The sequence below is a fragment of the Pseudomonas sp. 37 R 15 genome, from assembly GCF_900004865.1.
GTDB classification, from domain to species: Bacteria; Pseudomonadota; Gammaproteobacteria; order Pseudomonadales; family Pseudomonadaceae; genus Aquipseudomonas; species Aquipseudomonas fluorescens_AM.
The window spans coordinates 30,309-54,791 of sequence record NZ_CVTV01000040.1; the positions used below are offsets into that span (position 1 = coordinate 30,309).

Below are 24,483 nucleotides of genomic sequence, written 5' to 3' on the forward strand. Positions count from 1 at the left end.
GGGGCTTGCCGCCGATGGCGGTGTATCAGCCACAGATATGTTGACTGAACCACCGCTATCGGGGGGCAAGCCCCCTCCCACACTTTAATGCGCGCTGAAATTCAACCGTTGGGGCAGATCCACATCCCAGAGAACACCGGCGTCATCCAGCGGCACTTCACTCACCGACACGCGCGCGAACAGCAGCTTCGCGCCACGATCGCCTGTCAGCGCCATCAAATCTGCGCCCAACGCTCGGTCAAAGGCCACGGGATGTCCATGCTCGCCCGCATGCACCGGCACGCTGATGCAACCGGCTTGCAGCGCATTGATCACCCGTTCGATGCTAGTGGATCGAATGAACGGCATATCCCCCAATACCACCAGCCAACCGTCCGCCAAACTACTCGCGGCGACTGCGGCAGCAATGCTGTCGCCCATACCAGCCGACTGCAGCAGCAAGACTTTGCAGCCATGCGCCTGCGCCAGCCGAATCACCTCGGTACTGCCCGGCAGCGTGACCACCCAACGTTCCACCACACTGGCCGGCAAATTCACCAGGACCTGCTCGATCACCGGCCGCGTCACGCCGTCCAGCCCTACACAATCGGCGAGCAATTTATCCCGGTCGGCGCCCGCCTCAGCACGAAAGCGACTGCCCTGCCCCGCCGCCAGCACTATCGCCGTCACTGTCACTGGGCAACCGCCGCCAGCGGCTTTTTCTGCACAGGCGCCACGCCGTTCTTGATCGCGACAATTTCCGCCATCAGCGACAGCGCAATTTCCGCCGGTGTATGGCTGCCGATGTGCAAGCCGATGGGCCCATGCAAACGTGCAATCGCTTCTGCCGACAACCCCAACGCCGCCAGGTTTTCCCGTCGCTTCTGCGTGTTGACCCGCGAACCGAGGGCGCCAATATAGAACGCGCTGGAATTCAACGCCGTGAGCAACGCCATGTCATCCAGGCGCGGATCATGGGTGAGACAGACAATCGCCGTGCGTTCGTCGGTCTGGATATTCAGCACCGCTTCATCGGGCATGCCCGGCACGAAGCGACCGTGGTGTTCCTCCCAGCCATAGACAAACTCTTCACGCGGGTCGCAGATCAGCACTTCAAAGTCGAGCAGGCGCGCCATTTCCGCGACATAGCGCGACAGTTGTCCGGCGCCGATCAACAGCAGGCGCCAGCGCGGCCCATAGATGGCGCGCAGGCACTGGTCGTCAAAGGTCACCACATCGGTCTTGCTCGCGGCACTGAGGGTCACGTTGCCAGTGGCCAGGTCCAGCTCCCGCGCAACAATCTGATGATCCTCACAGCGCGCCAGCAATTGCGCGACCCACTCCCAGTCGTCCACCCGCTCTTCGGTCAGGCGCAGGGTGCCGCCGCAGGGCAGGCCAAAGCGCGCCGCCTCATCGCGGGTGACACCGTAGGTGACCAACTGCACGGGCGGGCCATCATCGGGCAAACGGCCATCCTGCAGGCGCGCGATCAAGTCATCCTCGATACAGCCGCCGGACACCGAGCCGATCACCACCCCGTCGCCGCGCAGGGCCAACATCGCCCCCGGTGGGCGCGGCGCGCTGCCCCAGGTCTGCACCACGCTGTACAACACCACGCGTTGCCCGGCGCGGCGCCATTCCAGCACGCTGCGCAAGACGTTCAGATCCACACTGTCCACAAAACCTCCCGCAAGCGTTTCAACCGGTTCATTTACTGTAAAACAAAAGCCACTGCCGTGACGTGCCAGAAACGCAAACGCCCCGAACCAGTCGGGGCGTTTGTGTGTTGCTGTCGGCGTTAGTTCACGCCATCTGCAGCTTACTTGACCACAGGTGCAGGGCCTTCGGCCACGCCCAGGTCGTCGATTTCGCGGGTTTCGGAGATACCGGTACCGCCGGATGCCAGTTCGCTTTGCAGCTTGTCGGTGTCCAGTTCCTTGACCCACTTGGCCACAACGATGGTGGCAACGGCGTTACCCACCAGGTTGGTCAGCGCGCGGGCTTCGGACATGAAGCGATCGATACCCAGGATCAGCGCCAGGCCGGCAACCGGCAGGTGGCCGACAGCCGACAGGGTCGCAGCCAGTACGATGAAACCACTGCCCGTCACACCCGCGGCACCTTTGGAGGACAGCAGCAGCACCAGCAGCAGGGTGATCTGGTGGGTGATGTCCATGTGGGTGTCGGTCGCCTGGGCGATGAACACGGCGGCCATGGTCAGGTAGATCGACGTACCGTCAAGGTTGAACGAGTAACCGGTCGGGATGACCAGGCCAACCACGGATTTCTTCGCGCCCAGACGCTCCATCTTGATCAGCATGCGCGGCAGTGCGGATTCCGAAGACGAAGTCCCCAGCACGATCAGCAGCTCTTCGCGGATATAGCGAATCAGCTTCAACACGCTGAAGCCGTGGGCGCGGCAGATGGCGCCCAGCACCACCACCACGAACAGGACGCAGGTGATGTAGAAGCAGATCATCAACTGGCCCAACTGCACCAGGGAACCTACGCCGTAGGCACCGATGGTGAACGCCATGGCGCCCAGGGCACCGATGGGCGCCAGCTTCATGATCATGTTGATGATGTTGAACATCACGTGGGCGAAACGATCGATGAAGTCCAGCACCGGCTTGCCGTAGGCACCCAGGCGGTGCAGGGCGAAACCGAAGATCACCGAGAACATCAGCACTTGCAGGATGTCGCCGTTGGCGAAGGCGCCGACGATGGTGTTGGGGATGACATTGAGGATAAAGCCGACGATGCTCTGGTCTTTACCGGCGGTCACGTAGGCAGCGACTTTGGAAGCGTCCAGGGTTGCCACGTCGATGTGCATGCCGGCACCCGGCTGCACGACGTTGACCACGATCAGGCCGATCAGCAACGCAATGGTGGAAACGACTTCGAAGTACAGCAGCGCGTAGCCACCGGTTTTACCGACCGATTTCATGCTTTGCATGCCAGCGATGCCGCTGACCACGGTGCAGAAGATGATCGGGGCGATGACCATTTTGATCAGCTTGATAAAGCCGTCACCCAGTGGCTTGAGGGCCACGCCGGTCTGCGGGTAGAAGTGACCGAGCAAAATACCGATAACGATTGCAACGATCACCTGGAAATACAGGGATTTGTAGATTGGCTGACGAGTCGTCATTGCAAAGTTCCTCAATCGCACCGTGTGGCAAATATCCGCCATTGCCCACGACACTTGAATTGCGAACCCTCCTGCACTGGAGGGATTTGTTGTTGGCGAGGACTGTAGGAACAATCCCGCGCTTTGATCCTTATCGCAAACGCCGTGCCACTTTGCTTAAACCCGGTGAAAGCCTCTGGACATCAGGGCTTCAGGCTCGCCAACGCCTGGCGGGCGTGTAACAAGGTGGCGGATTTCCGCCGACCAGCCCCGTCTCGTCCTACAATTTGGCGGATATCCGCCTTGTGACCCCTCCAGGTGATGGCTACCATCGGCCCTTCCATGGACGAGGCCCTGTCATGCGTGAACGCACCATCGCCAGCCACTTCGCCCGCGCGGCCCTGGGCGGCGCACGTCGGGCCGGTTTCGACTACTCGGGCCTGTTGCAGCAGGTGGGTATCACCCCCGAACAGCTGAGCGAACCGCGTGCGCGTATCGCTCCGGAGCAATTTACCCGGTTGCTGCAAATGCTCTGGCTGGCGCTGGATGATGAATACCTGGGTTTCGCCCAGGCGCCGAGCAAGCGCGGCACCTTCGCCATGATGTGTCATGCGCTGATTCATTGCCGCACGCTGGAGAAGGCGCTGGAACGCGGCCTGTTATTTTATAGCCTGTTCCCCCACGGCCCGCGCTGGCAGCTGACACGCGAAGGCGACAGCGCTCGCTTGAGCCTGGACGACTCGCCACTGTGGGACCCGGACCACTTTCTCAGTGAATGCCTGCTGGTGATCTGGCATCGTCTGGGCAGTTGGTTGATCGGCCAGCGTATTCGGCTGCATCAGGTCACCTTCAGTTATGCGATGCCGGCCCACGCCGGTGAATACGACCTGCTGTTTCCTTGCCCGCAGGTATTCGCCGCGCCCAACAGCAGCCTGGTGTTTCCCAGCCGATACCTGAACCTGCCGCTGCTGCAGGATGAACGCACCCTCAAGCACTTTCTACAGCGCTCCCCCGCCGACCTGTTGTCTCGACCCGATGAGGGCGACAGCCTGAGCAGCCAACTGCGCCGCTTGCTGAGCCGCGACCGCACGCCCTGGCCGGACCTGGAAGCGGTCGCCCAGCACTTGCATATCAGCCCGCAGACCCTGCGCCGGCATTTGCGTGAAGAAGGCAGCAGCTTTCAGGCATTGAAGGATGAGTTACGCCGCGATATCGCCATCTACCACTTGGGGCGAGCGGACTTGTCTTTGCAGGAAATTGCAGAACAGTTGGGGTTCTCGGAGCCGTCAGCGTTTCATCGGGCGTTCAAGAAGTGGACCGGGTTGACGCCGGGGGCGTATCGCGCGCAGGAGGGCTGAAGGCGGGTAGCCTGCCTGCCCCCTCACAAGGCGGGAAAGTGAATCCTGAACGCCGCGCCACCCAGCGCCGAATCACCCAGGGTCAACCGCGCGTGATAGCTTTCGATGATGTCCTTGACCACCGCCAACCCGATGCCCTGCCCCGGGTGCTGGCGATCAAGCCGTTCGCCGCGCTGCAGGATCCGTGCGCGCTGGTCCGGTGGCACACCGGGGCCATCGTCTTCGATGCACAGCTCACTGCCGTCCGGGTGTTCCACGAGGCTGATACGTACCTGCTTCACGCATAGGCGGTACGCGTTTTCCAGCAGGTTGCCGAGCATCTCGAGCAGGGCGCCTTTCTCGATGGGTACGTCGCACGCGTCCGGCAGGTCGAGGGACACGGTGACGCGCTTGTCCCGGTAAACCTTGTCCAACGTGTCGCACAGGCTTTGCAGCACCGGTTCCAGGCGTACCTGGTGGCGGACCAGGCCGCTCTTGCGCAGGCTGGCGCGCTGCAATTGATAGCCGATCTGCTGGCTCATGCGCTCGATCTGCGACTGCAGCACCCAGGCCTGGCTGCGTTCCTCGGGGCGCTGGGCCATGTCTTCGCTCACCCCCTGCAATACCGCCAGCGGGGTTTTCAGGCTATGGGCCAAGTCATCCAGGGAGTCGCGGTAGCGCGTGCGCTGCTCACGCTCGCTGTGCAGCAAACGGTTGAGGGAACCGGTGAGGCGCAGCAATTCCCGGGGGTGCTCTTCGCTGAGGCTTTCGCGGGTGCCGCCTTCGATCTGGTCCAGCTCCTGGCTCAGGCGCCGCAGGGCCTGCAGGCCCCAGGTCAGGCCGAGCCAGAGCAGCGTCAACAGCACCAGCAATGCCGCGCCGAACCCCAGGTAGAGATTCTCGCGCAGGCCTTCGAGGGTCAGTTGGTACTCGCGCACCGGTTGCAAGGCGACGATGCTGAAAGCCGCGCTCTTGCCGCCCAGCAGCCGGACCTCGACGTCATAGACGAAGAACTCCTGGCCGTTGGCCTCACGAATGCGCGCGAATTCGTTACCGCGCCCATCGTAGCGCGGCTTGTAATTGATGTTTTCTTCCTGGGTCGCCCGCGAACGCCACACCAGATGGCCTTCACGGTCGTAGATATAGCCGAGCAGGCGACTGTCGGTCAGGTTGAAACGCTCATCGGGCAACTGCGCCGGCATCAACAGCCGGTTATTTTCCACGCGGGCCGCCGAGATCAGGGTGGTGACATCCGACGCCAGGCGCTGCTCGATGGAATCCTGCAGCGCCAGGCTGAAGGCACCTTGCATGGCGGGCAACAAGCCCAGCATGAACAGCACCGCCAGGGTGGCGGCGGCCAGCATCAGGCGCACACGGAGCGAGCGAATCAACGGCAGCGCTCATTGAACAGGTAGCCCAGGCCACGCACGGTGTCGATCGGCTTGAACCCGGCCGGGCCTTCCAACTTGCGGCGCAGCCGGCCAACCAGCACTTCGATGACGTTGGGGTCGCGCTCGTCATCATCGGGATAGAGCTGCTCCATCAAACGGTCCTTGGCCACCACCTGTTGATGATGGCGCATCAGGTATTCAAGGATGCGGTACTCATAGGCGGTCAGCGCCAGCGGTTGTTCGTCCAGCGAGGCTTGCTTGCGATTGAGGTCCAGCAGCAGGGGCCCGGCGACGATGGTGGACTGGGTGAAACCGCTGGAGCGGCGCAGCAAGGCGTTCATCCGCGCCTCCAGCTCTTCGAACTGGAACGGTTTGACCACATAGTCGTCGGCACCGGCAGCCAGGCCTTCGACTTTGTCCTGCCAGTTGCCGCGGGCGGTCAGGATCAGGATCGGAAAGGTCTTGGCCTGGGTGCGCAGCTGCCGGATCAGGTCCAGGCCGCCCATGCCGGGCAGACCCAGGTCGATGATCGCCAGGTCATGGTTGAATTGGCCGGTCTGGTACAGGGCTTCCTCGGCATTGGCCACGGCTTCGACGACGTGGCCGCTGTCGGTCAGGCGGGTAAACAGGTGATGACGCAACAGCGCCTCATCTTCCACCACCAGCAATTTCATAAGGCTCTCCAAGGCAATTCAACAGTCCGAGCGAGGGATATCATAGCGGCCCTGCAGGTCTTGCGGGCGCAGTTTAATGCCATTGTATTGGCCTGACAGAGGCGCGTAACCGGTGCGGTAACCCGGCTGAGGCGCTGTGACCAGCGACTGGCCCCACGGTGCGGCCTGAACGCTCATCTCTTCGAAGCTGACACGATGGATCAGGTTGCCGTCTTTTTTGCTTTTCTCTCGGCCAAAAGCGGCAAACGTGCTATCGCTGGCTTGCACACCGGCGGTGGCACTGAGCATGGTCAACGCCAGCAGCAGTTTCTTGATCGCAGTCATGGTGGTTACCTCTTACGCGTTCAGGCTGTGGTGTCCACACTACGCAAGCGCCCCTGAACTCCCCCTGAACGGGCTCTGAACCCGGCCTGAACCGCAATGAGTCATGCACTACGGACTATGCACTGACGCGCCAACTCGGCAAAATGTCGCGCATGACGCCCCTACCCGCCTGCTGTACCCCACTCGATGCCCATTGGCCGCTGCCTGTTCCCTTGCCGGGCACAGTGTTTTTGAGCACGCGATTCGACCCGGCCTTATTGAACGCCAGCGACTTCCAACGCAGCGCCGTGCCGCCGCCGGCGAGCATCCAGCGCTCGGTGGCCAAGCGCCAGGCGGAATTCCTCGCCGGCCGCCTGTGCGCCCGCGAAGCGCTGCAGCGACTCGATAACCTCGACTGCGTCCCGGCCATTGGCGAAGACCGCGCGCCGATTTGGCCAGGGCATATCAGTGGCTCCATTACCCACAGCACCGGGCACGCCGCGGCGATCGTCGCGCACAAGGCGCAGTGGCGCGGCCTGGGAATGGACCTGGAGAACCTGTTGACGCTGGAACGGGCGGAACGCCTGGCGGGCGAGATTCTTACGCCCGATGAAGTGCAACGAATGGCCAGCCTGCCGCGCGAGCAGGCCGCCCTGCTGGTGACGCTGACGTTTTCGGTCAAGGAGAGTCTGTTCAAGGCGCTCTACCCGCTCGTGCAGCAGCGCTTTTATTTCGAGCATGCCGAGGTGGTGGAGTGGTCGCAGGCTGGGCAGGTGCGGCTGCGGTTGCTCACGGACCTGTCCAGTGAGTGGTGCCATGGCAAGGAATTGGAGGGGCAATTTGGGGTGGAGGGGGAGCAGTTGTTGAGTCTGGTGGCGGTTGGCGCCTGATAGAGTGCCATCGGGGGCAAGCCCCCTCCCACATTTGGACTGCATTCCCCTGTGGGAGGGGGCTTGCTCCCGATAGCGGTGTCAGGGTTTTCCCTGTTCTCTGGGCCAACTCAGGCTGAAACACGCCCCGCCCAGGTTGTTGCTCTTGCTGATCAACGCCCGGCCGCCATGCCAATAGATAATCCGCCGCACGATCGACAAGCCCAGGCCGTGCCCGCCCGAGGCGCGGGTGCGGCTGTCGTCCAGGCGCAGGAACGGGGTGAACACCCGTTCCCAGGCACTTTCCGGTACGCCGGGACCATCGTCTTCCACGTCGATACGGCACCGCACCTGCCCTACCTGATAACTGATCAGTACCTGGCCCCTGGCGTGGCGCATGGCATTACTGACCAGGTTCTGCAGCGCGCGATGCAGGTAGCGGGGTTCGGCATCGACCCAGGCGTCCGCCCGATGCGCCGGTGACGGACAAATCCCCCGGGTGACGCTGACCTGCGGGCGCAGTGGCGACAATTCGCCGATCACCTGGTCGAGCAACGCATCGAGGTCGACGCGCTGGAAGTCCAACGCCGGCGCGCCCTGCTCCAGGCGCGCGTAGGTGAGCATCTCATCGACCAGGCCATCGAGGTCCTGGATATCGCCGTCCATGCCCTCCAGGTATTTGCGCCGGGCCTCGGGGGTGGTGGCGTCGCCCAGCATCTCCAGGCCGAAGCGCAGGCGCGCCACCGGCGTGCGTAGCTCATGGGAGACGGCGCGTACCAGCTCACGCTGAATCGCCAGCAATTGCTGCAAGTGCTCGGCCATGCCGTTGAACGCCGCCGCCAACCGCCCCACCGAATCGACGCCTCGCGCCGGTACGCGAACCTCCAGGTTGCCCTTGGCGATACGCGTGGCCGCTGCCTCCAGCCCCTTGAGTCGGCGCTCGAGCTGGCGCACCAACAGGTAGACGATCAGACCGATCAGGGTCAGGCCGATCAACGTAATCAGGATCAACCATTGCGCCGGGTACGGGTTCATTTGATACAGCGGGCCGATCTCCAGCACCCACGGCGTGCCGACCATGCCGGCAAACACACGGATCGAATCACCGCCTTTGCCCAGGGCCATCACCGTATCGCCTTCGGCCACGCGACGGCGCTGGTCGTCGTCCATATCGGCCTGGTCGAGGGTCATCAGGTGCATCTCGAAACCAAAACCCTTGGCCTGCTTGAGGTCGGCCAAACGTTGCGGCTGCTCGGCCACCGGAAACCGCACCAGTTCGTCGGCCAGCAGGTAAATAGTAGCGCGGGCCAATTGCTCGCTGATCTGCTGCACTTCGCCGGTGAGCACCCATTGCTCCTGTTCACTGACCAGCCGCAATACCCGCGCAGCATGGGGCCCCGTCTGCTCCACCAGGACCTGGCCACGTTGCAGGCGCTTGCGCTGGCGCATGTCCAGTTGTGCGTCAGTGAAGGTGCGCAACTGCAGCGGAATGCCCAGCAATCGCTCCCACACGGCCAATGCGCGCTGGCGCTCGATGGCGCTCATGGGCTGCAGATTGTCGCCCATCAGCGCGAAAGTGCCATGGGCCAGGCGCTCGCGGTATTGGTCGCTGCGCACATCGTTGAGCAAGTGCAGGGCCAGCAAACCCAGCAGCGCGACCAGGATCAGCGCGGCGCACATGCCGCCGTAGATGCGCAGGAAGATCGAGTTCACAGTGGCATGTCGGCAGCAGCTTCGGGCACGAACAGGTAGCCTTTGCTGCGGATGGTCTTGATCAGGCGTGGGTGGATCGGGTCATCGCCGATCTTGGGGCGAATTCGTGAAATGCGCACATCAATCGAACGGTCCTGGCCGTCGTAACCGACGCCGCGCAGGGCGATGAAAATTTCTTCGCGCGAAAGAATGCGCCCGGCATTGGCCACCAACAGCCACAGCAGGTCGAACTCGGCACTGGTCAGTTCGATGCCACCTTGGTGCAGCCAGGCCTCGCGCAGGGCATTGTCCACCACCAGCGGGCCGAATTGCAGGCGCCGCTGGTGCTCCACCGCAACCGCTGGCGCCGGTTCGCTGCGCCGCAGCAGGGCCTGGATACGTGCCAGCAACAGGCGCGGACGCACGGGTTTGCACACGTAGTCATCGGCGCCCATGTCCAGGCCCTGCACCTGGTCCATGTCGTCGGTGCGCGCAGTGAGCATCAGGATGACGCCGTCATAGCGCTGGCGCACCTTGCGACAGATGCTCAGGCCGTCTTCGCCGGGCAGCATCAGGTCGAGGATCACCAGGTCAGGCTGCTCGGCGATAATGCGCGCCGCCGCCACGGCTCCGTCGTTCTCCACCGACACCCGCAGGCCGTTGCTCTCCAGGTATTCGCGGGTCAGCTCGGCCAAGCGTTGGTCATCCTCGACGATCAATATCTGCCAGGGATCCTGTGCCATGGGGTGTCCTCATTGTTATAGGAAATTCTTCTGGCCGATACGGTCCAGGCACAGCCTGTTTGTCATGTGTTGCAGGCATAACGAGGGTCGATTGTAGCCACGGGCCAACCCATAAGCACAAGCCGGGAAATCCATTCGGCCATGGCGTTTTTTTGTGATAGGGTTCGCGCCCTTCGAAAACCGCCACCTTGTTTTGGGCTCGAAACATTTAATGACAAACGGCGCAATCCAGTAGTAATGCGGCCTACACGCCCCTTCAACCTTTCTTACACATTTTACTCACAGTGTTATCCACAGGTTAGTGCGTTGCTAACACCCGTAAAACGCATTATCTTGTACCTCGGCACTTCAAGAGACCCTACATGTAGGGTTTTAGCGAAAAGCGTCCAACCACATAAGCGGCTCGAAATTCAAGCGTTTTATTGCTGGCGCAGCGTGGAACCAACCGATTTTCAGTAGACCAAACCGCTCACGCGGATGGCAGCTGTTTTTCATCCAAAGACATGGAAAACGGTACGGGTGTTGCAGGAAAGCCTGGCACTCGCAATCAAATATAGAACGTGGAGACAACCCCCCATGCAAACCGACACAACTCGCGAGAACCCGCAGGGCTCCGTGCCGCAGGCCGCCGATTCGACTATGGATCTGTCCGCCACCGCACCTGGCCAATTGCGCGTGATCAAGCGTAACGGCACTGTCGTTCCTTACACCGATGACAAAATCACCGTCGCCATCACCAAAGCGTTTCTTGCAGTTGAAGGCGGCACCGCTGCTGCTTCGTCGCGCATCCACGACACCGTTGCCCGCCTGACCGAACAGGTCACCGCGACCTTCAAGCGTCGCATGCCATCGGGCGGCACTATCCACATCGAAGAAATCCAGGACCAGGTCGAACTGGCCCTGATGCGTGCCGGCGAGCAGAAAGTTGCCCGTGACTACGTGATCTACCGCGATTCGCGCGCCAAGGAACGTGCCGTGCACGCGCCATCCGCCGAAGCCGTGCAAGCGCACCCGTCGATCCGCATCACCCTGGCCGATGGCAGCTTTGCGCCACTGGATCTGGGCCGCCTGAACACCATCATCACCGAGGCCTGCGAAGGCCTGGAAGAAGTCGACGGTGACCTGATCCAGCGCGAAACCCTGAAGAACCTGTACGACGGCGTGGCCCTGACCGACGTCAACACCGCCCTGGTGATGACCGCCCGTACCCTGGTTGAACGCGAGCCGAACTACTCGTTCGTCACCGCGCGCCTGCTGATGGACACCCTGCGCGCCGAAGGCCTGGGCTTCCTGGGCGTGGCCGACAGCGCCACCCACCACGAGATGGCCGACCTGTACGCCAAGGCCCTGCCTGCCTACATCGCCAAGGGTATCGAATTCGAATTGCTCAACCCGATCCTGGCCACCTTCGACCTGGAAAAACTCGGCAAGGCGATCAACCACGAGCGCGACCAGCAGTTCACCTACCTGGGCCTGCAAACCCTGTACGACCGTTACTTCATCCACAAGGACGGGATCCGCTTCGAACTGCCGCAAGTGTTCTTCATGCGCGTGGCCATGGGCCTGGCGATCGAAGAGAAGCACAAGGAAGACCGTGCGATCGAGTTCTACAACCTGTTGTCCTCCTTTGACTACATGTCGTCGACCCCGACCCTGTTCAACGCCGGCACCCTGCGTCCACAGTTGTCGAGCTGCTACCTGACCACCGTGCCGGATGACCTGTCGGGCATCTACCACGCGATCCACGACAACGCCATGTTGTCCAAATTCGCCGGCGGCCTGGGCAATGACTGGACGCCGGTGCGTGCACTGGGTTCGTACATCAAGGGCACCAATGGTAAATCCCAGGGCGTCGTGCCGTTCCTGAAAGTGGTGAACGACACCGCCGTTGCCGTGAACCAGGGTGGCAAGCGCAAAGGCGCTGTATGTGCCTACCTGGAAACCTGGCACATGGACATTGAAGAGTTCATCGAGCTGCGCAAGAACACCGGTGACGATCGTCGTCGTACCCACGACATGAACACCGCCAACTGGATCCCTGACCTGTTCATGAAGCGTGTCTTCGATGACGGCCAGTGGACGCTGTTCTCGCCGTCCGAAGTACCGGACCTGCACGACCTGACCGGCAAGGCCTTCGAAGAGCGCTACGAGTACTACGAAGCCCTGGCCCAGTACCCTGGCAAGATCAAGCTGTTCAAGACCATCCAGGCCAAAGACCTGTGGCGCAAAATGCTGTCGATGCTGTTCGAAACCGGCCACCCATGGCTGACCTTCAAGGACCCGTGCAACCTGCGCAGCCCGCAGCAGCACGTAGGCGTGGTCCACAGCTCGAACCTGTGCACCGAGATCACCTTGAACACCAACAAGGACGAGATCGCCGTCTGCAACCTGGGCTCGATCAACCTGCCGAACCACATCGTCAACGGCAAGCTGGACACCGCCAAGCTGGAACGCACTGTCAACACCGCCGTACGCATGCTCGATAACGTCATCGACATCAACTACTACTCGGTGCCACAGGCGCAGAACTCCAACTTCAAGCACCGTCCGGTCGGCCTGGGCATCATGGGCTTCCAGGACGCCTTGTACCTGCAGCACATTCCTTACGGTTCCGATGCTGCCGTCGAGTTCGCCGACAAGTCCATGGAAGCGGTCAGCTACTACGCGATCCAGGCTTCCTGCGACCTGGCCGACGAGCGCGGCGCCTACGAGACGTTCCAGGGTTCGCTGTGGTCCAAGGGCATCCTGCCGCTGGACTCCCAACAGATCCTGATCGAGCAGCGTGGCCAGAAGTACATCGACGTTGACCTGAACGAATCCCTGGACTGGGCGCCGGTACGCGCCCGTGTGCAGAAAGGCATTCGTAACTCCAACATCATGGCCATCGCACCGACCGCGACCATCGCCAACATCACCGGCGTGTCGCAGTCGATCGAACCGACCTACCAGAACCTGTATGTGAAATCGAACCTGTCGGGCGAATTCACCGTGATCAACCCTTACCTGGTCCGCGACCTGAAGGCCCGTGGCCTGTGGGACTCGGTCATGATCAACGACCTGAAGTACTACGACGGTTCCGTGCAACAGATCGAACGCATCCCGCAAGAACTCAAAGAGCTCTACGCGACAGCCTTCGAAGTGGATACCAAGTGGATCGTTGACGCTGCCAGCCGTCGTCAGAAGTGGATCGACCAGGCACAGTCGCTGAACCTCTACATTGCCGGCGCTTCGGGCAAGAAGCTGGACGTGACCTACCGCATGGCCTGGTACCGTGGCCTGAAAACCACTTACTACCTCCGTGCCCTGGCCGCGACCAGCACCGAGAAGTCGACCATCAACACCGGCAAGCTGAACGCTGTATCCAGCGGCAACCATGGTGATGATTCGGTACTCGCCGCGCCAGCCGGACCTGCGCCAGTGCCGAAGGCTTGTGCGATTGACGAGCCGGATTGTGAGGCTTGCCAGTAAGCTGACCCCACGCCTGGGTTTAACCGCCCAAGGCTGAAAAGCCCCCGATACACTCATGGTGTATCGGGGGCTTTTTTTAGTCCAAAACAACGGGTATGGGACTTAGAACAACACGGTCGCGATGCCCGACTGAGGCACACCGCCGCGTTTTCCCCACAATTCAATTCGACCGTTGAGCACGGCCATCGAATGACCGCCGTACTCCACCGTCCCCACCTTGCTGCTTCTCAGATCGGCATCCGTGGCCGGCCTGTAGTGACCTTTCAGACCCAGGCGATCGAGACCTTCACGAGGAGACTCACCGTCATTGAGGCTATCCATCGCAGCCTGGAAACTGCGACCGGCGGTGCCATCATTGTTTTCCATCTGCGCCCGCTTGGCACTCGCAGCGTACATAAAGTTGGCATCTGTCATCATCGCTGGGTCATCGCCCTGGAAACGAGCGTGTGTCGCAGCCTGCATCAACTCATCTTTGGTCAGTGAGAGCTTGAAACCATCTCGCATCGTGACGTTATAGCCCTTGCTCGTCTCCTTGACGTCCTTGAAGACGTCTGTGGGTTTCTGACCGAACTGCATCATTGAGGCCTTTATGGCGGAAACGGTGATGCAGTTTCCATCAGGTCCTTGGCTGAAACCACTCCAGATATTCTCGGGTTTTTTCCCAGGATTGCTCTTGTCAGGCGTGTAGTGAAAATGCTTTGAGCCTTCGGTAATCGGCTTGTTACTCATGGACTCGCTGGGGCCGAACCCGCCCGGACTGACTCCTCCGCCTCCGCCTCCTCTTCCGCCACCACCGCCACCAGGCGGCGTGGGTGATGGCGCGGGCGGCGTTACATCTTCATCGGGATACAACTCCTTCAACAACCGCCGAAGAAACTCGAGATACTTGTCATCAGCGTCGTCAATGAGCCCGTTAAGAACCTCTTTGAATTTTTCATCACCGAGTTGCTCGCGCAGCGCGTTCAATTTATCGCGCGCGTCTTGCACCGCTTGCGTCTTGCCGGTTTGCTGCGCATCGAACATGTCGCTCAGCAACTGCTTGGCCGCGATCACTTCAGCGCCTGGCGTGACCGGGGTCGACTCCCCACGCACCTGCTGCCGCCCAAACCCTGCGTTTGCAACACCGGGCCCGAAAACACCTGAACTCCACATATCCGTCCCCTTGATTGGTGAACCTCTCAGGTTCTGGCCGATCAGTGGTAGAACGGGGATACCGCGTTCCTTTCTCCTGCATTTCAATGAGTAACCTGATACGCATCAGACTGTTTTCTTACACCCAAAAAAAAGCCCCTCTTAAGAGGGGCTTCCTGTCGAACGCCGGCGCATCAGGTCATCTGAATGATGGTCTGCATGATGGTGCTCTGGGTGGAGATGGTCTTCGCGTTGGCCTGGTAGTTGCTCTGGGCCTTGATCAGGTCCACCAACTCATTGGTCAGGTTGACGTTGGAGTTCTCCAGGGAGTTCGCCACGATCGAGCCCAGGGTACCGGCTTGCGGGGTGTCGTAACCCGGTTGGCCCGAAGCGAAGGTCTCTTTCCAGGTGGTGCTGCCGGCAGGTTGCAGGCCTTGTTCGTTGTTGAAGCTGGCCAGCGAGATCTGGCCGATGGCCTTGCTTTGCTGGTTGCTGAAGGTGGCGAACATCACGCCGCTGCCGTCGATCTTCAGGCCGGTGATCTGGCCGGTGGCATAGCCATCGGTCACCGGAGGGTTACGGTAGGTGGCCGAGTTGTACTGGGTAATGTTGGCCATGTTGACCGCAATTCCACCTGGGTTGGCATCCGCACCGTTGGCCTTCCACACCCCACTGGTCACCGTACCCGGGACCCAGCCGGCAACGGTGAGAGTCTTATCGGATACACCACCGGTCACCACGCTGGTGAGCTTGCCCGCGCCATCGAAGGTCAGGGTCGACGCCACAGGTGGCGTCGATGGAGTGCCCGTCGGGGCAGAACCGTCAGGGTTGCGACCGTCGATCAGGGTGTAGGCATTCCACTTGTTGCCGTCGGTTTTCACCAGGTACTGCACCATCGGGTGAGCGTTGCCCTGGGAATCGTACAAGGTGGTGCTGTATTGCGTGGTGAAGGTATCGGTCTTGGTGGGATCGAATGGCTTGGCCGTTTGATCGATCACCGGCTCCGAGGAGTTCAGGTTACTGGTGGAATCCACTTTGGTGGAGGCCTTGGGCGGCAAGTTCGTCAGGTTCAGTTGCAGGTCGGTCAGGCCGCCCTTGATGATTTTTCCGTCATCATCCGCCGCGTAACCTTGCAGGCGCGAGGTACCGGTGTTGTTGGTGATGTAGCCGTCTTTGTCGGCACGGAACGCACCGCTGCGGGTGTATTCCAGCGAACCGTCACTGCCCTTCTGCACGAAGAAGCCGCCACCCTGGATCGCCATGTCCAGAATGCCGCCGCTGCCATTCACGTCACCTTGGGTGAATTGCTGCGACACCGCCGCCAGGTTCACACCATTGCCGATGCTGTTCTGCCCGGTGCCCAGTTTGGACGCCGCGTAGATGTCCGCGAATTCCGCACGGGACGACTTGAAGCCAGTGGTCGCAACGTTGGCGATGTTGTTGCCGGTCACGTCCAGTTGTTTGTTGGCCGCATAGAGGCCGCTAAGGCCGATATTAAAAGACATGTTTCTCTCCCTCTGCCGTCGTTAGCCGGCTCTATGTACCGATAGTCTGAATTTGCGACAGCTTGACGCTGCCCATGCCGCCTGCAAGGTTGAGCAGCATTTCGCCACCGGTCTTGCTCAGCGTCACGCTGGTTACCGTTGCCGGCAGCGAAGTGGCCAGGGCCACCGCGTCACCCTTGTCGTTCTTGGTGGAAGCCGCGAAGGTGTATGTGCCGGCTGGAGCAACTTCACCTTTGTCGTTCTTGCCATCCCAGATAAAGTCCGACGAACCCGCGCTCTGGGCGCCCATATCGAGGGTGCGCACCACGTTGCCGTCCTTGTCGGTGATCTTGATCGAGACATTGCCCGTCGCCGCCGTCACCGCCACCGAACCGGTCATGCTCTTGCTGGTATCGACCAGTGCCTTGTCGGTCTGGGTGATGATCGAACGTCCCACCAGCGACGAAGCCTGCAGCGCCTGCGACGAGCTGAAGTTGCTCGATATGTTGTTTACCGAGTCGTTCAGGGTGTTGATGCCTTCCAGGCTGCTGAACTGCGCCAACTGGGCCACGAACGCACCGTTATCCTGTGGCGACAACGGGTTCTGGTTTTTCAGCTGGGTAACCAGCAGTTGCAGGAATGCATCCTTGCCCAATGCCTGGTTGCCGGTGGCAGCCTTGGAAACATTCGCTACATTGTTTGACGCGTCCTTGACCTTGGAGTTGAACAGGTCCTGGACTGCCGTGTTGTTCGACGTATCAACGATGGCCATTATTCGGCGCCCCTTATCACTGACCCAGGGTCAGGACCTTCTGCATCATGGTTTTGGCGGTGTTCATCATTTCCGCGTTGGTCTGGAACGAACGACTGGCGGAAATCATGTCGGCCATCTCCTCGACCACGTTGACGTTGGGGTAGTAGACATAACCCTTTTCGTTCGCAGCCGGATGGTTCGGCTCGTAACGCGCTTCGAGGTTGCTCTGGTCTTCGACCACACCCAGCACCTGCACGCCTTGCCCGGCGGCATCCTGGTTCTGGAACAGCGAATCACTGCCGCCGCTCTGGCCGCCCTGGAACATGGTGGCGAACACCGGATGACGGGCGCGGTAAGTCTGGTCAATGCTCGAAGACACGGTCTCGGCGTTGGCGATGTTACTGGCGACGGTGTTCAAACGCGTGGTCTGCGCGCTCATGCCACTGCCGGCAATATTGAAAACACTGGACAGGGACATGGCTTATTCTCCACGCAGGGCTGACATCAGCCCTTTGAATTTGCTGTTGAGCAGGGTGAAGCTGGCCTGGAAGTTCACCGAGTTCTCGGCGTAGTTCGATTGTTCCAGTTGAGCATCGACGGTGTTCTGGTCGATCGACGGCTGCATCGGCGTGCGATACCGCAGCGACTCATCACCACTGCTCAAGCCTTGCGCTTCGATATGACGGCTGTTGGTCATGTTCAAGGCGAAGGTGCCGTTTTTGGTTTTATCCTGCTGTGCGGCGAGCACGGCGGAGAAATCCAGATCCCGAGCCTTGTAGTTCGGGGTGTCGGCGTTGGCAATGTTGTTGGCCAGGACTTCGGCACGCTGGGCGCGGAAGCCCAGGGCTTGTTCGTGGATACCGAGCGCTTTATCGAAGCTGATGCTCATGGCGGAAACCTTTTGGCTGACCTGCTGTTCGTTAGCAGGGTTATAGCAAGGTGCATGCCAATGTAACCAAGCCCCGTATATCAAGGGCTCGCAGGGGATTTGCCGGCGGCAATGCCAGAAAAGCGGCAAGTGCTTTCCGCGTGGCGCCAGTAAAGCGGCAATGGAAGGATTGCCGCTACCGTTGAAATTGCCGCGAAACAAATGTGGGAGGGGGCTTGCTCCCGATAGCGGTGTGTCATGTCATGAATAGCTGACTGACCCACCGCCATCGGGGGCAAGCCCCCTCCCACATTTTTTACCGGGTAAACGTTGTTATTTGGCCTGGTAGATGATTCCCGGGCTGCACTGCACCATCTGGTAGTGATCCGGCAAGCCGTTCAAGGCTTCCGAAGCGCCGAGGAATAGATACCCGCCGCGCTTGAGCGTGCCATGGATGCGCAAGAGGATGTCCTTCTTCACTTCGGCCGAGAAGTAAATCAGCACGTTGCGGCAGAACACCATGTCGAACTTGCCCAGGCTGGCGTAGCTGTCGAGCAAGTTGAACGAGCGGAACTCGACGCGGCTCTTGATCGGCGCCTTGATCGCCCAGCGCCCTGCCCCTTTCGGGTCAAAGTAGCGCTGCAAGCGTTCCTGGGACAGGCCTCGGCCCAGGGCCAGGCTGTCGTACTCACCGGTCTTGCAGTTGGTGAGCATACTGCCGGACAGGTCCGTCGCCACAATTTGCGCGCCGGCTTTCAGCTGGCCCATGTTGGTCCGCTCGAACTCGTCGATGGACATGGAGATCGAATAGGGTTCCTGTCCCGAGGAGCATGCCGCCGACCAGATACGCAGGCGCTGACCCGGGCTGGCCTTGATGGCTTCCGGCAGCACTTTGTTCTTGAGCACCTCAAAGGGGTAGGTATCGCGAAACCATAACGTTTCGTTGGTGGTCATGGCATCGACCACCATCTCCTTGAGCCCGCTGCGCGGCTGCCCCTGGATCCGCTGAACCAACTCACCCAGGGATTTTATGCCCTGCTGTTCCATCAGCTTGTTGAGACGGCTGGATACCAGGTACTGCTTGTTTTCACCAAGCAATATGCCACAGGCTTTTTCCAGGAAGACCCGGAACTGTTCGAAATCCAAATTACCCGTAGACAATGGTACCGCCTCTTAAATCGTGTGACCGCCAGGAGAAATGCCCCTAGCCGTGATCTGCTGCCTTGATCCGGTCGACTACCCGGGATGCGAGGTCATCAGGCCGGAATTTGGCCAGAAAGTCATCTGCACCGACCTTCTTGACCATGGCCTGATTGAATACCCCCGACAACGAAGTATGCAGGATGATGTGCAATTTTTGCATGCGTGGATCGTTGCGTATTTCCGCCGTGAGGGTGTATCCGTCCATTTCCGGCATTTCAATGTCGGAAATCATCATCAGGAATTCTTCTTCCGGCTTCTTGCCCTCGTCCACCAACTTGCGCAGGTAATCCAGGGCTTGGCGACCGTCATTGAGGGCTACCACGTCCACGCCGACGGTTTGCAGGCAACGCGTGACCTGCTTGCGCGCGACAGAGGAGTCATCCACGGTCAACACGCGCAGGGATACCGCCTTGTGTGCCGTCTCGGCATCCACTACCCCGACGGAAATCGTTTCCGAGGTGGGCGCGACTTCGGCGAGGATTTTCTCCACGTCGATGATTTCCACCAACTGGTTATCCACCCGCGTCACCGCCGTCAGGTAATGATCGCGCCCGGTGCCCTTGGGCGGCGGATGAATCTCTTCCCAGTTCATATTGACGATACGTTCCACCGAGCGCACCAGAAACCCCTGGGTCTTGGTGTTGTACTCGGTAATGATCACGAACGGGCTCTGGCGGTCCTGCAAACCGGCGGAGCCGGTGGCCATTGCCAAGTCAAGAATGGGGATGGTCGCGCCGCGGATATTGGCCACGCCGCACACCACCGGACTGGACTTGGGCATGATCGTCAGCTTGGGACACTGCAGCACTTCACGCACTTTAAACACGTTGATGCCGTACAGCTGCTTGCCGTCCAGGCGAAAAAGCAACAACTCCAGGCGATTCTGCCCTACCAGCTGCGTGCGCTGGTTTACTGAATCCATTACACCTGCCATGCCCAGACTCCTAAATCCCAGAGGTACGATGCGTACCCAACACTAAACGGCACGAGCTTTGCTATTTGGTTGGCTATGGATATTAAAACGACAGTTTCCCGACGCGCTTGCCGCTCAAAGTATCGCAGATTGCTCTGCGCCGCGATGGCGCTGCTTGTCTGGGGCGTCACGGCCCGCGCCGACAACGTCACCCTGCCTGATCTCCTTATCGGCGTCACCCAGGGCTTTCTTGAATACACTGTAGAAGATTATCTGGAGACCACCCAGACACCGGGCCGCTATGAGATCCAGGTCAACTCGTTGGACCCGCGCCTGCGCATGCCGATGTGTGACAAGGAATTGACAGCCACCCTGGAAAGCCCGGCCCAGCCCATTGGCCGTGTCACCGTAAAAGTACGCTGTGAAGGCGCCTCGCCCTGGACTGTTTTTGTGCCGGCTCAAGTCAAATTGTTCCGCGACGTTGTCGTGGTGGCGCGACCGTTGAAGCGCACCGGCATCATCGGCTATGACGATGTCGCACTGCGTGAACGGGATATCAGCTTGATCAATCAGGGTTACCTGACCTCCCTGGACCAGGCGATCGGGCAGCGGCTCACCCGACCAGTGGTCACCGATCAGGTGATTACCCTGGTGCATCTGGAGCAGGCCGAGGTCATTCGTAAAGGTGACCAGGTAGTGATTTCCGCCAGCAGCGGCGGTTTGAACGTGAGAATGCCTGGGGAAGCGCTGTCCAACGGCGGCATGAGCGAGCAGATTCGCGTCAAGAACCTCAACTCCAACCGCGTGATCAAGGCGCGGGTGACGGCCCCTGGCCAGGTCGAGGTAGCGTTATAGATTACTGGTATGGGGCGCTAGGTTTTCCTACACTGTGCATGGAATGTTCCGTGCGGAGATTTATTGTCATTCGCGCCTAAAGTTTGTCCGGGTATTGCCGAAAACATGGCAAGCGTCCACATACCCAGAGGTTTTTTATCATGGTCATTGATTTCAATCGTTTAAACAGCACCCAGCCCTTGCCGGGCAATACGCGCACCAGCGGTGCCAAGGACAGTGTTGAAGCCAAACCCCTGCCCGCCAAGGCAGAACAGGCGAGCGCGAGCCAGAGTGGGGAATCGGTACACCTGAGCAATGAGGCTCAACAGTTGCAGAAGATCACTGACTCGCTGCGCGATCAGCCGATTGTGAACAAAGCCCGCGTGGCCGAGTTGAAACAAGCCATCGCCGATGGCACTTATACAGTCGACAGCAACCGTGTAGCCAGCAAGCTGCTTAACTTCGAAGCCGAGCGCTAGGCACAGGCCTGCGCTGGGCTTCTGGACGCTTAAAACCCAAGGCCAGCCATGCACCACGACGAACATTTGCTCCAACTGATCCTTGATGATCTGGCGCCGACGCAACAACTGCTCGAGCTGCTTAAAGAAGAGTCCCTGGCCCTGTATGGCCGGGATATGCCCTTGCTCGAAGAAATACTCGCGCGCAAACAGTCGCTGATTGTGCTGCTTGAACAGCACGGCAAGAAGCGCAGCGAGATTCTTATCAGCCTGGGCCTGCCTGCCGATCACGACGGCCTGGCACAGTTGGCAAGTCATTCCTCGGTCGGCGATCAGTTGCTGACGCAAAGCAAAGCGCTCAATCACCTGCTCACCCAGTGCCAGGAAGCCAACCTGCTCAACGGCCAGTCGATTCAGCTTCAGCAAGCCACCACGGCCAATCAGTTACGTATTCTTCACGGCGGTGAGCCCCCGGCCCTGTATAACGCCCAAGGTTCCACTTCACGCCTGGTCAAGCCAAGCACCCGCAGCCAAGCCTGACAACGGTTCCAAAGCGCGGCCTATCCAAGGTGCGCTACATACTGGCAAAATGCCGGTTCTTGCGTGTAGTCGTATTTTCCTGGAGATGGAACAACCGTGTTCAACACCCTTAATGCGGAAGATGCACCGCAGCCACCCAAGGTCCTTACCACACCTTTGGAAATCGCCAGCACGCTGCGGATGCTCCAGGAAAGCCATGATCCACTGATCATCACTTTCCACGAACGCAGCCAACGCTTCCAAAGCTACCTTGTGGACATCGATCGGGACAGCAAGACGCTGGTACTGGACGAAATGATTCCGCGTGACGGTGAACGTCACCTCGAAAATGGCGAACCCTTCCGCATCGAAGGTTTTCATGATGGCGTCCGGGTTGCCTGGGACAGTAACGGCACGCTGAGCATCAGCGAGAAGGACGGTCACCGTATCTACAGTGGCAGCATGCCCAGCGAGGTGGTCTATCATCAGCGTCGTGATGCATTCCGCGCTGCCCTGAAGTTGGCGCAATTGGTCAATATCGAACTGGGTGGCGAAAAGCTCAAGGCGCCGATCAACGGCAAGTTGCTCGACATTTCCGCCACTGGATGCAAATTGCGCTTTGAAGGCGACATCGCCGAACGCCTGCAACTGGGGCAGGTCTACGACCGCTTCATCGCCGCGCTGCCATTCGGCAACATGACGACTGCTGTCGAGTTGCGTTACCTGCATTTCGAAGACAGGATCAACATCACTTTTGCCGGCGTGCGCTTTCATAACATGAGCGGTTTGGTGCAGCGCCAGGTAGAACGCTTTGTGTATCAACTGCAACGCGAAGCTCGGCGCTTCGACAAGGACGACGACTTTTAAGCCTTGACGCTGAAGGAAAAAACGGGCAGCTCCTGACAGGACCTGCCCGTTTTTCGTTCAGGGGCGCGCTCTGCTCAAGTCATGGGGATGGTCTTGCGGGTCTGTCGACTCAGGCGCAATCTCGGCAGCCGGCTCGTCGACGGCTGGTTCGACGGCTGGTTCGGGGTCTGATTCAGGCACAGTGGCCTGCATCTGCTCCTGTACCACCTGTTCATCTACCCGCGGGTCAAGCGCAGCCACCAACGGCGAACTGGACATACTGTCAGGCATCGCCACGTGATGCAGCGGCGCATCGTCTACCTGATGCAAGTTGGTCACCGCCTTCGGCCGTATACGCCATACCAGGATCAACGCACACAGGCTGAAAAACGCGTACAGCATCTGGCTGCCGAACAGCTTCATCACCACACCCGCCAGAAGCGGGCCGATACTGGCACCCACGCCGTAAGTCACCAGCAACATGGCGGTCAGCGATACCCTGCGATCACCTTCTACATGGTCGTTGGAAAAAGCCACAGCCAACGGGTACAGACAAAACTGCACAAGTGAACAAAAAAAGCCCGCCACGAACAGCACTTCCAACGGGACCTGAGTCATGATCGCCAAGGGTAATGCTGCCACCGCCAGGCACAACGCAAAGCAGCGGATCAGCAATGCGCGGTCATAGCGGTCGGACAACCAGCCCAGGGGCCATTGCACGAGCAGTCCAGCAAAAATGCAGGACCCCATGAACAAACCGACTTGCTCGGTCGTCAACCCCTGCTGTGAGGCATACAGCGGTGCGAGACCGTAGAACGAGCCCACGATCAGTCCAGCCCCCAGCACCGTGCTGAGGGACTGTGGCACGCGCTTGATAAAGAAACGCGGCTCCATCGGCGCCGGATGCAGCGGCGCCGGGTGAATACGTCGGGTCATGGCCACCGGCACCAGGCACAGGGAAAAGCACAGCGCGACCAGCATCAGCAGTTCAAGCCCCAGATGGGGATGCATCACCAGTATCAGCTGGCCCAGCACCAGACCGAGGTAGGACGCGATCATATAGCCGCTGAACACTACGCCACGCTGCTTGGCCTCCGCCTGCTCATTGAGCCAGCTTTCAATGACCATGTACTGGCACATCATCCCCAGGCCCACGATCACCCGCAGTACGATCCAGGCAGGCAGCCAATCGATCAAACCGTGGCCCAGCACAGCCGCGCCGACGATCCCGGCGCAGGTAGCGTAGGCGCGTATATGCCCGACACGAGCGATCAGGCGGTGCCCGATCTTGCCGCCCAGCACCAGGCCAAAGTAGTTGGCCGCCATGAGCGCACCCACCCACAGGCTGTCGACATGGTCGGCCGCCAATCGCAAGGCTAAATACGTACTGAGCAGGCCGGAGCCGATCAGCATCATCAAGGAGGCGAAATAAAGGGCTCGAAAAGATTTCCAGATCTGGCGCATCGGCGTTCCGAGCGGCTCCTTGCAGTGAGGGGACAGGGCTATCGCATGATAGTCCGCGGTGGTCGAGTCCGGACAGGCGGCAAGAGCCTTTTCCGGGGATTATTTTGCTTAACCGCTCAGACACTGACCGCGTGGCGGCGAGGTACATAGCGTGGAGATAAATGTACAGCGCACCACCTGTGAACCTGGATCATGCGCAAGGTTCGACTGGTGTTTGGATATCTGCCATAAAAGCGCTGAATAGAGCGATCCATAGGTGAGCCTGCTCGATACGCCGCTCTAGCGTTAGCGATCTATGCAAGCCATCTCGCGCCTGCTGAGCAAATGTGTTTCGAGCGCCCAAAACAAAACCCCAACTGCTTTCGCAATTGGGGTTTCGGAATTTAATCTTGACGATGACCTACTCTCACATGGGGAAACCCC

The 24,483-nt window shown here is 60.0% G+C and carries 23 protein-coding genes; 7 read left to right on the top strand and 16 right to left on the bottom strand.

The window, feature by feature from the left end; translation table 11 throughout:
* Window positions 1-84: 84 nt before the first annotated feature.
* From BFQ04_RS12260 to BFQ04_RS12270, 3 genes are all read right to left on the bottom strand, one after another.
* Window positions 85-675: a nucleotidyltransferase family protein gene (locus BFQ04_RS12260; protein ID WP_065951061.1), complete on the bottom strand. Its 591-nt coding sequence runs from the start codon at window positions 673-675 to the stop codon at window positions 85-87.
* The gene (locus tag BFQ04_RS12265) at window positions 672-1,658 is read right to left on the bottom strand and encodes an XdhC family protein (RefSeq protein WP_065951062.1); all 987 of its coding nucleotides are present in this window, start codon (window positions 1,656-1,658) and stop codon (window positions 672-674) included. The genes BFQ04_RS12260 and BFQ04_RS12265 overlap by 4 nt, the downstream gene beginning before the upstream one ends.
* 140 nt (window positions 1,659-1,798) lie before the next feature.
* Complete coding sequence (locus BFQ04_RS12270; protein ID WP_065884792.1) at window positions 1,799-3,130, bottom strand: dicarboxylate/amino acid:cation symporter; 1,332 nt, start codon at window positions 3,128-3,130, stop codon at window positions 1,799-1,801.
* 338 nt (window positions 3,131-3,468) lie between these two features.
* Here BFQ04_RS12270 and BFQ04_RS12275 point away from each other — a divergent pair, with 338 nt between their 5' ends.
* Window positions 3,469-4,467: an AraC family transcriptional regulator gene (locus BFQ04_RS12275; protein WP_065951063.1), complete on the top strand. Its 999-nt coding sequence runs from the start codon at window positions 3,469-3,471 to the stop codon at window positions 4,465-4,467.
* A 23-nt stretch (window positions 4,468-4,490) separates the two neighbouring features.
* Here the strand turns inward: BFQ04_RS12275 and BFQ04_RS12280 are convergent, their stop codons facing one another.
* Genes BFQ04_RS12280 through BFQ04_RS12290 form a run of 3 tightly spaced genes read right to left on the bottom strand, consistent with a single transcriptional unit; the run spans window position 4,491 to window position 6,835 of the window.
* Window positions 4,491-5,837 carry an ATP-binding protein gene (locus tag BFQ04_RS12280; protein ID WP_065951064.1) on the bottom strand — a complete coding sequence of 449 codons (1,347 nt, stop codon included), beginning with the start codon at window positions 5,835-5,837 and terminating at the stop codon, window positions 4,491-4,493.
* The gene (locus BFQ04_RS12285) at window positions 5,834-6,511 is read right to left on the bottom strand and encodes a response regulator (protein ID WP_010208358.1); all 678 of its coding nucleotides are present in this window, start codon (window positions 6,509-6,511) and stop codon (window positions 5,834-5,836) included. Before BFQ04_RS12285 ends, BFQ04_RS12280 begins: the two co-directional genes overlap by 4 nt.
* 18 nt (window positions 6,512-6,529) lie before the next feature.
* Window positions 6,530-6,835 carry a hypothetical protein gene (locus BFQ04_RS12290; RefSeq protein ID WP_065951065.1) on the bottom strand — a complete coding sequence of 102 codons (306 nt, stop codon included), beginning with the start codon at window positions 6,833-6,835 and terminating at the stop codon, window positions 6,530-6,532.
* Between the two features lie 152 nt (window positions 6,836-6,987).
* Here BFQ04_RS12290 and BFQ04_RS12295 point away from each other — a divergent pair, with 152 nt between their 5' ends.
* Window positions 6,988-7,704 carry a 4'-phosphopantetheinyl transferase family protein gene (locus BFQ04_RS12295; RefSeq protein ID WP_065951079.1) on the top strand — a complete coding sequence of 239 codons (717 nt, stop codon included), beginning with the start codon at window positions 6,988-6,990 and terminating at the stop codon, window positions 7,702-7,704.
* 81 nt (window positions 7,705-7,785) lie between these two features.
* Here the strand turns inward: BFQ04_RS12295 and BFQ04_RS12300 are convergent, their stop codons facing one another.
* Both BFQ04_RS12300 and BFQ04_RS12305 read right to left on the bottom strand, forming a co-directional pair.
* Window positions 7,786-9,396, bottom strand: coding sequence for an ATP-binding protein (locus BFQ04_RS12300; RefSeq protein WP_065951066.1), 1,611 nt, complete (start codon window positions 9,394-9,396; stop codon window positions 7,786-7,788).
* On the bottom strand, window positions 9,393-10,118 hold the full coding sequence (locus tag BFQ04_RS12305) for a response regulator (RefSeq protein WP_065951067.1): 726 nt from the start codon (window positions 10,116-10,118) through the stop codon (window positions 9,393-9,395). The genes BFQ04_RS12300 and BFQ04_RS12305 overlap by 4 nt, the downstream gene beginning before the upstream one ends.
* A 576-nt stretch (window positions 10,119-10,694) precedes the next feature.
* Between BFQ04_RS12305 and BFQ04_RS12310 the strand changes: the two genes are divergently transcribed.
* Window positions 10,695-13,586 carry a ribonucleoside-diphosphate reductase subunit alpha gene (locus tag BFQ04_RS12310; RefSeq protein ID WP_065951068.1) on the top strand — a complete coding sequence of 964 codons (2,892 nt, stop codon included), beginning with the start codon at window positions 10,695-10,697 and terminating at the stop codon, window positions 13,584-13,586.
* Between the two features lie 102 nt (window positions 13,587-13,688).
* On the opposite strand, the gene BFQ04_RS12315 is transcribed toward BFQ04_RS12310, so the two are convergent.
* From BFQ04_RS12315 to BFQ04_RS12345, 7 genes are all read right to left on the bottom strand, one after another.
* On the bottom strand, window positions 13,689-14,738 hold the full coding sequence (locus BFQ04_RS12315; RefSeq protein WP_065951069.1) for a hypothetical protein: 1,050 nt from the start codon (window positions 14,736-14,738) through the stop codon (window positions 13,689-13,691).
* Between the two features lie 173 nt (window positions 14,739-14,911).
* The gene (gene flgE, locus BFQ04_RS12320) at window positions 14,912-16,222 is read right to left on the bottom strand and encodes a flagellar hook protein FlgE (RefSeq protein ID WP_065951070.1); all 1,311 of its coding nucleotides are present in this window, start codon (window positions 16,220-16,222) and stop codon (window positions 14,912-14,914) included.
* Window positions 16,223-16,253: 31 nt separating this feature from the next.
* A complete protein-coding gene (gene flgD, locus BFQ04_RS12325; RefSeq protein ID WP_065951071.1) occupies window positions 16,254-16,973 on the bottom strand; it encodes a flagellar hook assembly protein FlgD in 720 nt (239 codons plus the stop codon).
* 16 nt (window positions 16,974-16,989) lie between these two features.
* A complete protein-coding gene (gene flgC, locus BFQ04_RS12330) occupies window positions 16,990-17,433 on the bottom strand; it encodes a flagellar basal body rod protein FlgC (protein WP_024076985.1) in 444 nt (147 codons plus the stop codon).
* 3 nt (window positions 17,434-17,436) lie between these two features.
* Window positions 17,437-17,844 carry a flagellar basal body rod protein FlgB gene (gene flgB, locus BFQ04_RS12335; protein ID WP_065951072.1) on the bottom strand — a complete coding sequence of 136 codons (408 nt, stop codon included), beginning with the start codon at window positions 17,842-17,844 and terminating at the stop codon, window positions 17,437-17,439.
* A gap of 312 nt (window positions 17,845-18,156) precedes the next feature.
* A complete protein-coding gene (gene cheR, locus BFQ04_RS12340; RefSeq protein ID WP_057726452.1) occupies window positions 18,157-18,984 on the bottom strand; it encodes a protein-glutamate O-methyltransferase CheR in 828 nt (275 codons plus the stop codon).
* Window positions 18,985-19,027: 43 nt separating this feature from the next.
* On the bottom strand, window positions 19,028-19,960 hold the full coding sequence (locus BFQ04_RS12345) for a chemotaxis protein CheV (protein WP_065951073.1): 933 nt from the start codon (window positions 19,958-19,960) through the stop codon (window positions 19,028-19,030).
* A 75-nt stretch (window positions 19,961-20,035) separates the two neighbouring features.
* Here BFQ04_RS12345 and flgA point away from each other — a divergent pair, with 75 nt between their 5' ends.
* The 4 genes from flgA to BFQ04_RS12365 all read left to right on the top strand — a co-directional run bounded on the left by flgA (window position 20,036) and on the right by BFQ04_RS12365 (window position 22,617).
* Window positions 20,036-20,794: a flagellar basal body P-ring formation chaperone FlgA gene (flgA, locus tag BFQ04_RS12350; RefSeq protein ID WP_065951074.1), complete on the top strand. Its 759-nt coding sequence runs from the start codon at window positions 20,036-20,038 to the stop codon at window positions 20,792-20,794.
* A 140-nt stretch (window positions 20,795-20,934) separates the two neighbouring features.
* Window positions 20,935-21,252, top strand: a complete 318-nt coding sequence (gene flgM, locus BFQ04_RS12355; RefSeq protein WP_065951075.1) for a flagellar biosynthesis anti-sigma factor FlgM — start codon at window positions 20,935-20,937, stop codon at window positions 21,250-21,252.
* A gap of 48 nt (window positions 21,253-21,300) precedes the next feature.
* Complete coding sequence (locus BFQ04_RS12360) at window positions 21,301-21,771, top strand: flagellar protein FlgN (protein WP_065951076.1); 471 nt, start codon at window positions 21,301-21,303, stop codon at window positions 21,769-21,771.
* A gap of 96 nt (window positions 21,772-21,867) precedes the next feature.
* Complete coding sequence (locus tag BFQ04_RS12365) at window positions 21,868-22,617, top strand: flagellar brake protein (protein WP_065951077.1); 750 nt, start codon at window positions 21,868-21,870, stop codon at window positions 22,615-22,617.
* 57 nt (window positions 22,618-22,674) lie between these two features.
* Here the strand turns inward: BFQ04_RS12365 and BFQ04_RS12370 are convergent, their stop codons facing one another.
* Complete coding sequence (locus BFQ04_RS12370) at window positions 22,675-24,060, bottom strand: MFS transporter (RefSeq protein ID WP_065951078.1); 1,386 nt, start codon at window positions 24,058-24,060, stop codon at window positions 22,675-22,677.
* Window positions 24,061-24,483 lie beyond the last annotated feature (423 nt).

Bases quoted from the DNA above. Each gene is read 5' to 3' on its own strand.
- BFQ04_RS12270 (WP_065884792.1), bottom strand. From the start codon at position 3,130: ATGACGACTCGTCAGCCAATCTACAAATCCCTGTATTTCCAGGTGATC.
- BFQ04_RS12275 (WP_065951063.1), top strand. From the start codon at position 3,469: ATGCGTGAACGCACCATCGCCAGCCACTTCGCCCGCGCGGCCCTGGGC.
- BFQ04_RS12285 (WP_010208358.1), bottom strand. From the start codon at position 6,511: ATGAAATTGCTGGTGGTGGAAGATGAGGCGCTGTTGCGTCATCACCTG.
- BFQ04_RS12290 (WP_065951065.1), bottom strand. From the start codon at position 6,835: ATGACTGCGATCAAGAAACTGCTGCTGGCGTTGACCATGCTCAGTGCC.
- BFQ04_RS12295 (WP_065951079.1), top strand. From the start codon at position 6,988: ATGACGCCCCTACCCGCCTGCTGTACCCCACTCGATGCCCATTGGCCG.
- BFQ04_RS12305 (WP_065951067.1), bottom strand. From the start codon at position 10,118: ATGGCACAGGATCCCTGGCAGATATTGATCGTCGAGGATGACCAACGC.
- BFQ04_RS12310 (WP_065951068.1), top strand. From the start codon at position 10,695: ATGCAAACCGACACAACTCGCGAGAACCCGCAGGGCTCCGTGCCGCAG.
- BFQ04_RS12315 (WP_065951069.1), bottom strand. From the start codon at position 14,738: ATGTGGAGTTCAGGTGTTTTCGGGCCCGGTGTTGCAAACGCAGGGTTT.
- flgE (WP_065951070.1), bottom strand. From the start codon at position 16,222: ATGTCTTTTAATATCGGCCTTAGCGGCCTCTATGCGGCCAACAAACAA.
- flgD (WP_065951071.1), bottom strand. From the start codon at position 16,973: ATGGCCATCGTTGATACGTCGAACAACACGGCAGTCCAGGACCTGTTC.
- flgC (WP_024076985.1), bottom strand. From the start codon at position 17,433: ATGTCCCTGTCCAGTGTTTTCAATATTGCCGGCAGTGGCATGAGCGCG.
- flgB (WP_065951072.1), bottom strand. From the start codon at position 17,844: ATGAGCATCAGCTTCGATAAAGCGCTCGGTATCCACGAACAAGCCCTG.
- BFQ04_RS12345 (WP_065951073.1), bottom strand. From the start codon at position 19,960: ATGGCAGGTGTAATGGATTCAGTAAACCAGCGCACGCAGCTGGTAGGG.
- flgA (WP_065951074.1), top strand. From the start codon at position 20,036: ATGGATATTAAAACGACAGTTTCCCGACGCGCTTGCCGCTCAAAGTAT.
- flgM (WP_065951075.1), top strand. From the start codon at position 20,935: ATGGTCATTGATTTCAATCGTTTAAACAGCACCCAGCCCTTGCCGGGC.
- BFQ04_RS12360 (WP_065951076.1), top strand. From the start codon at position 21,301: ATGCACCACGACGAACATTTGCTCCAACTGATCCTTGATGATCTGGCG.
- BFQ04_RS12370 (WP_065951078.1), bottom strand. From the start codon at position 24,060: ATGCGCCAGATCTGGAAATCTTTTCGAGCCCTTTATTTCGCCTCCTTG.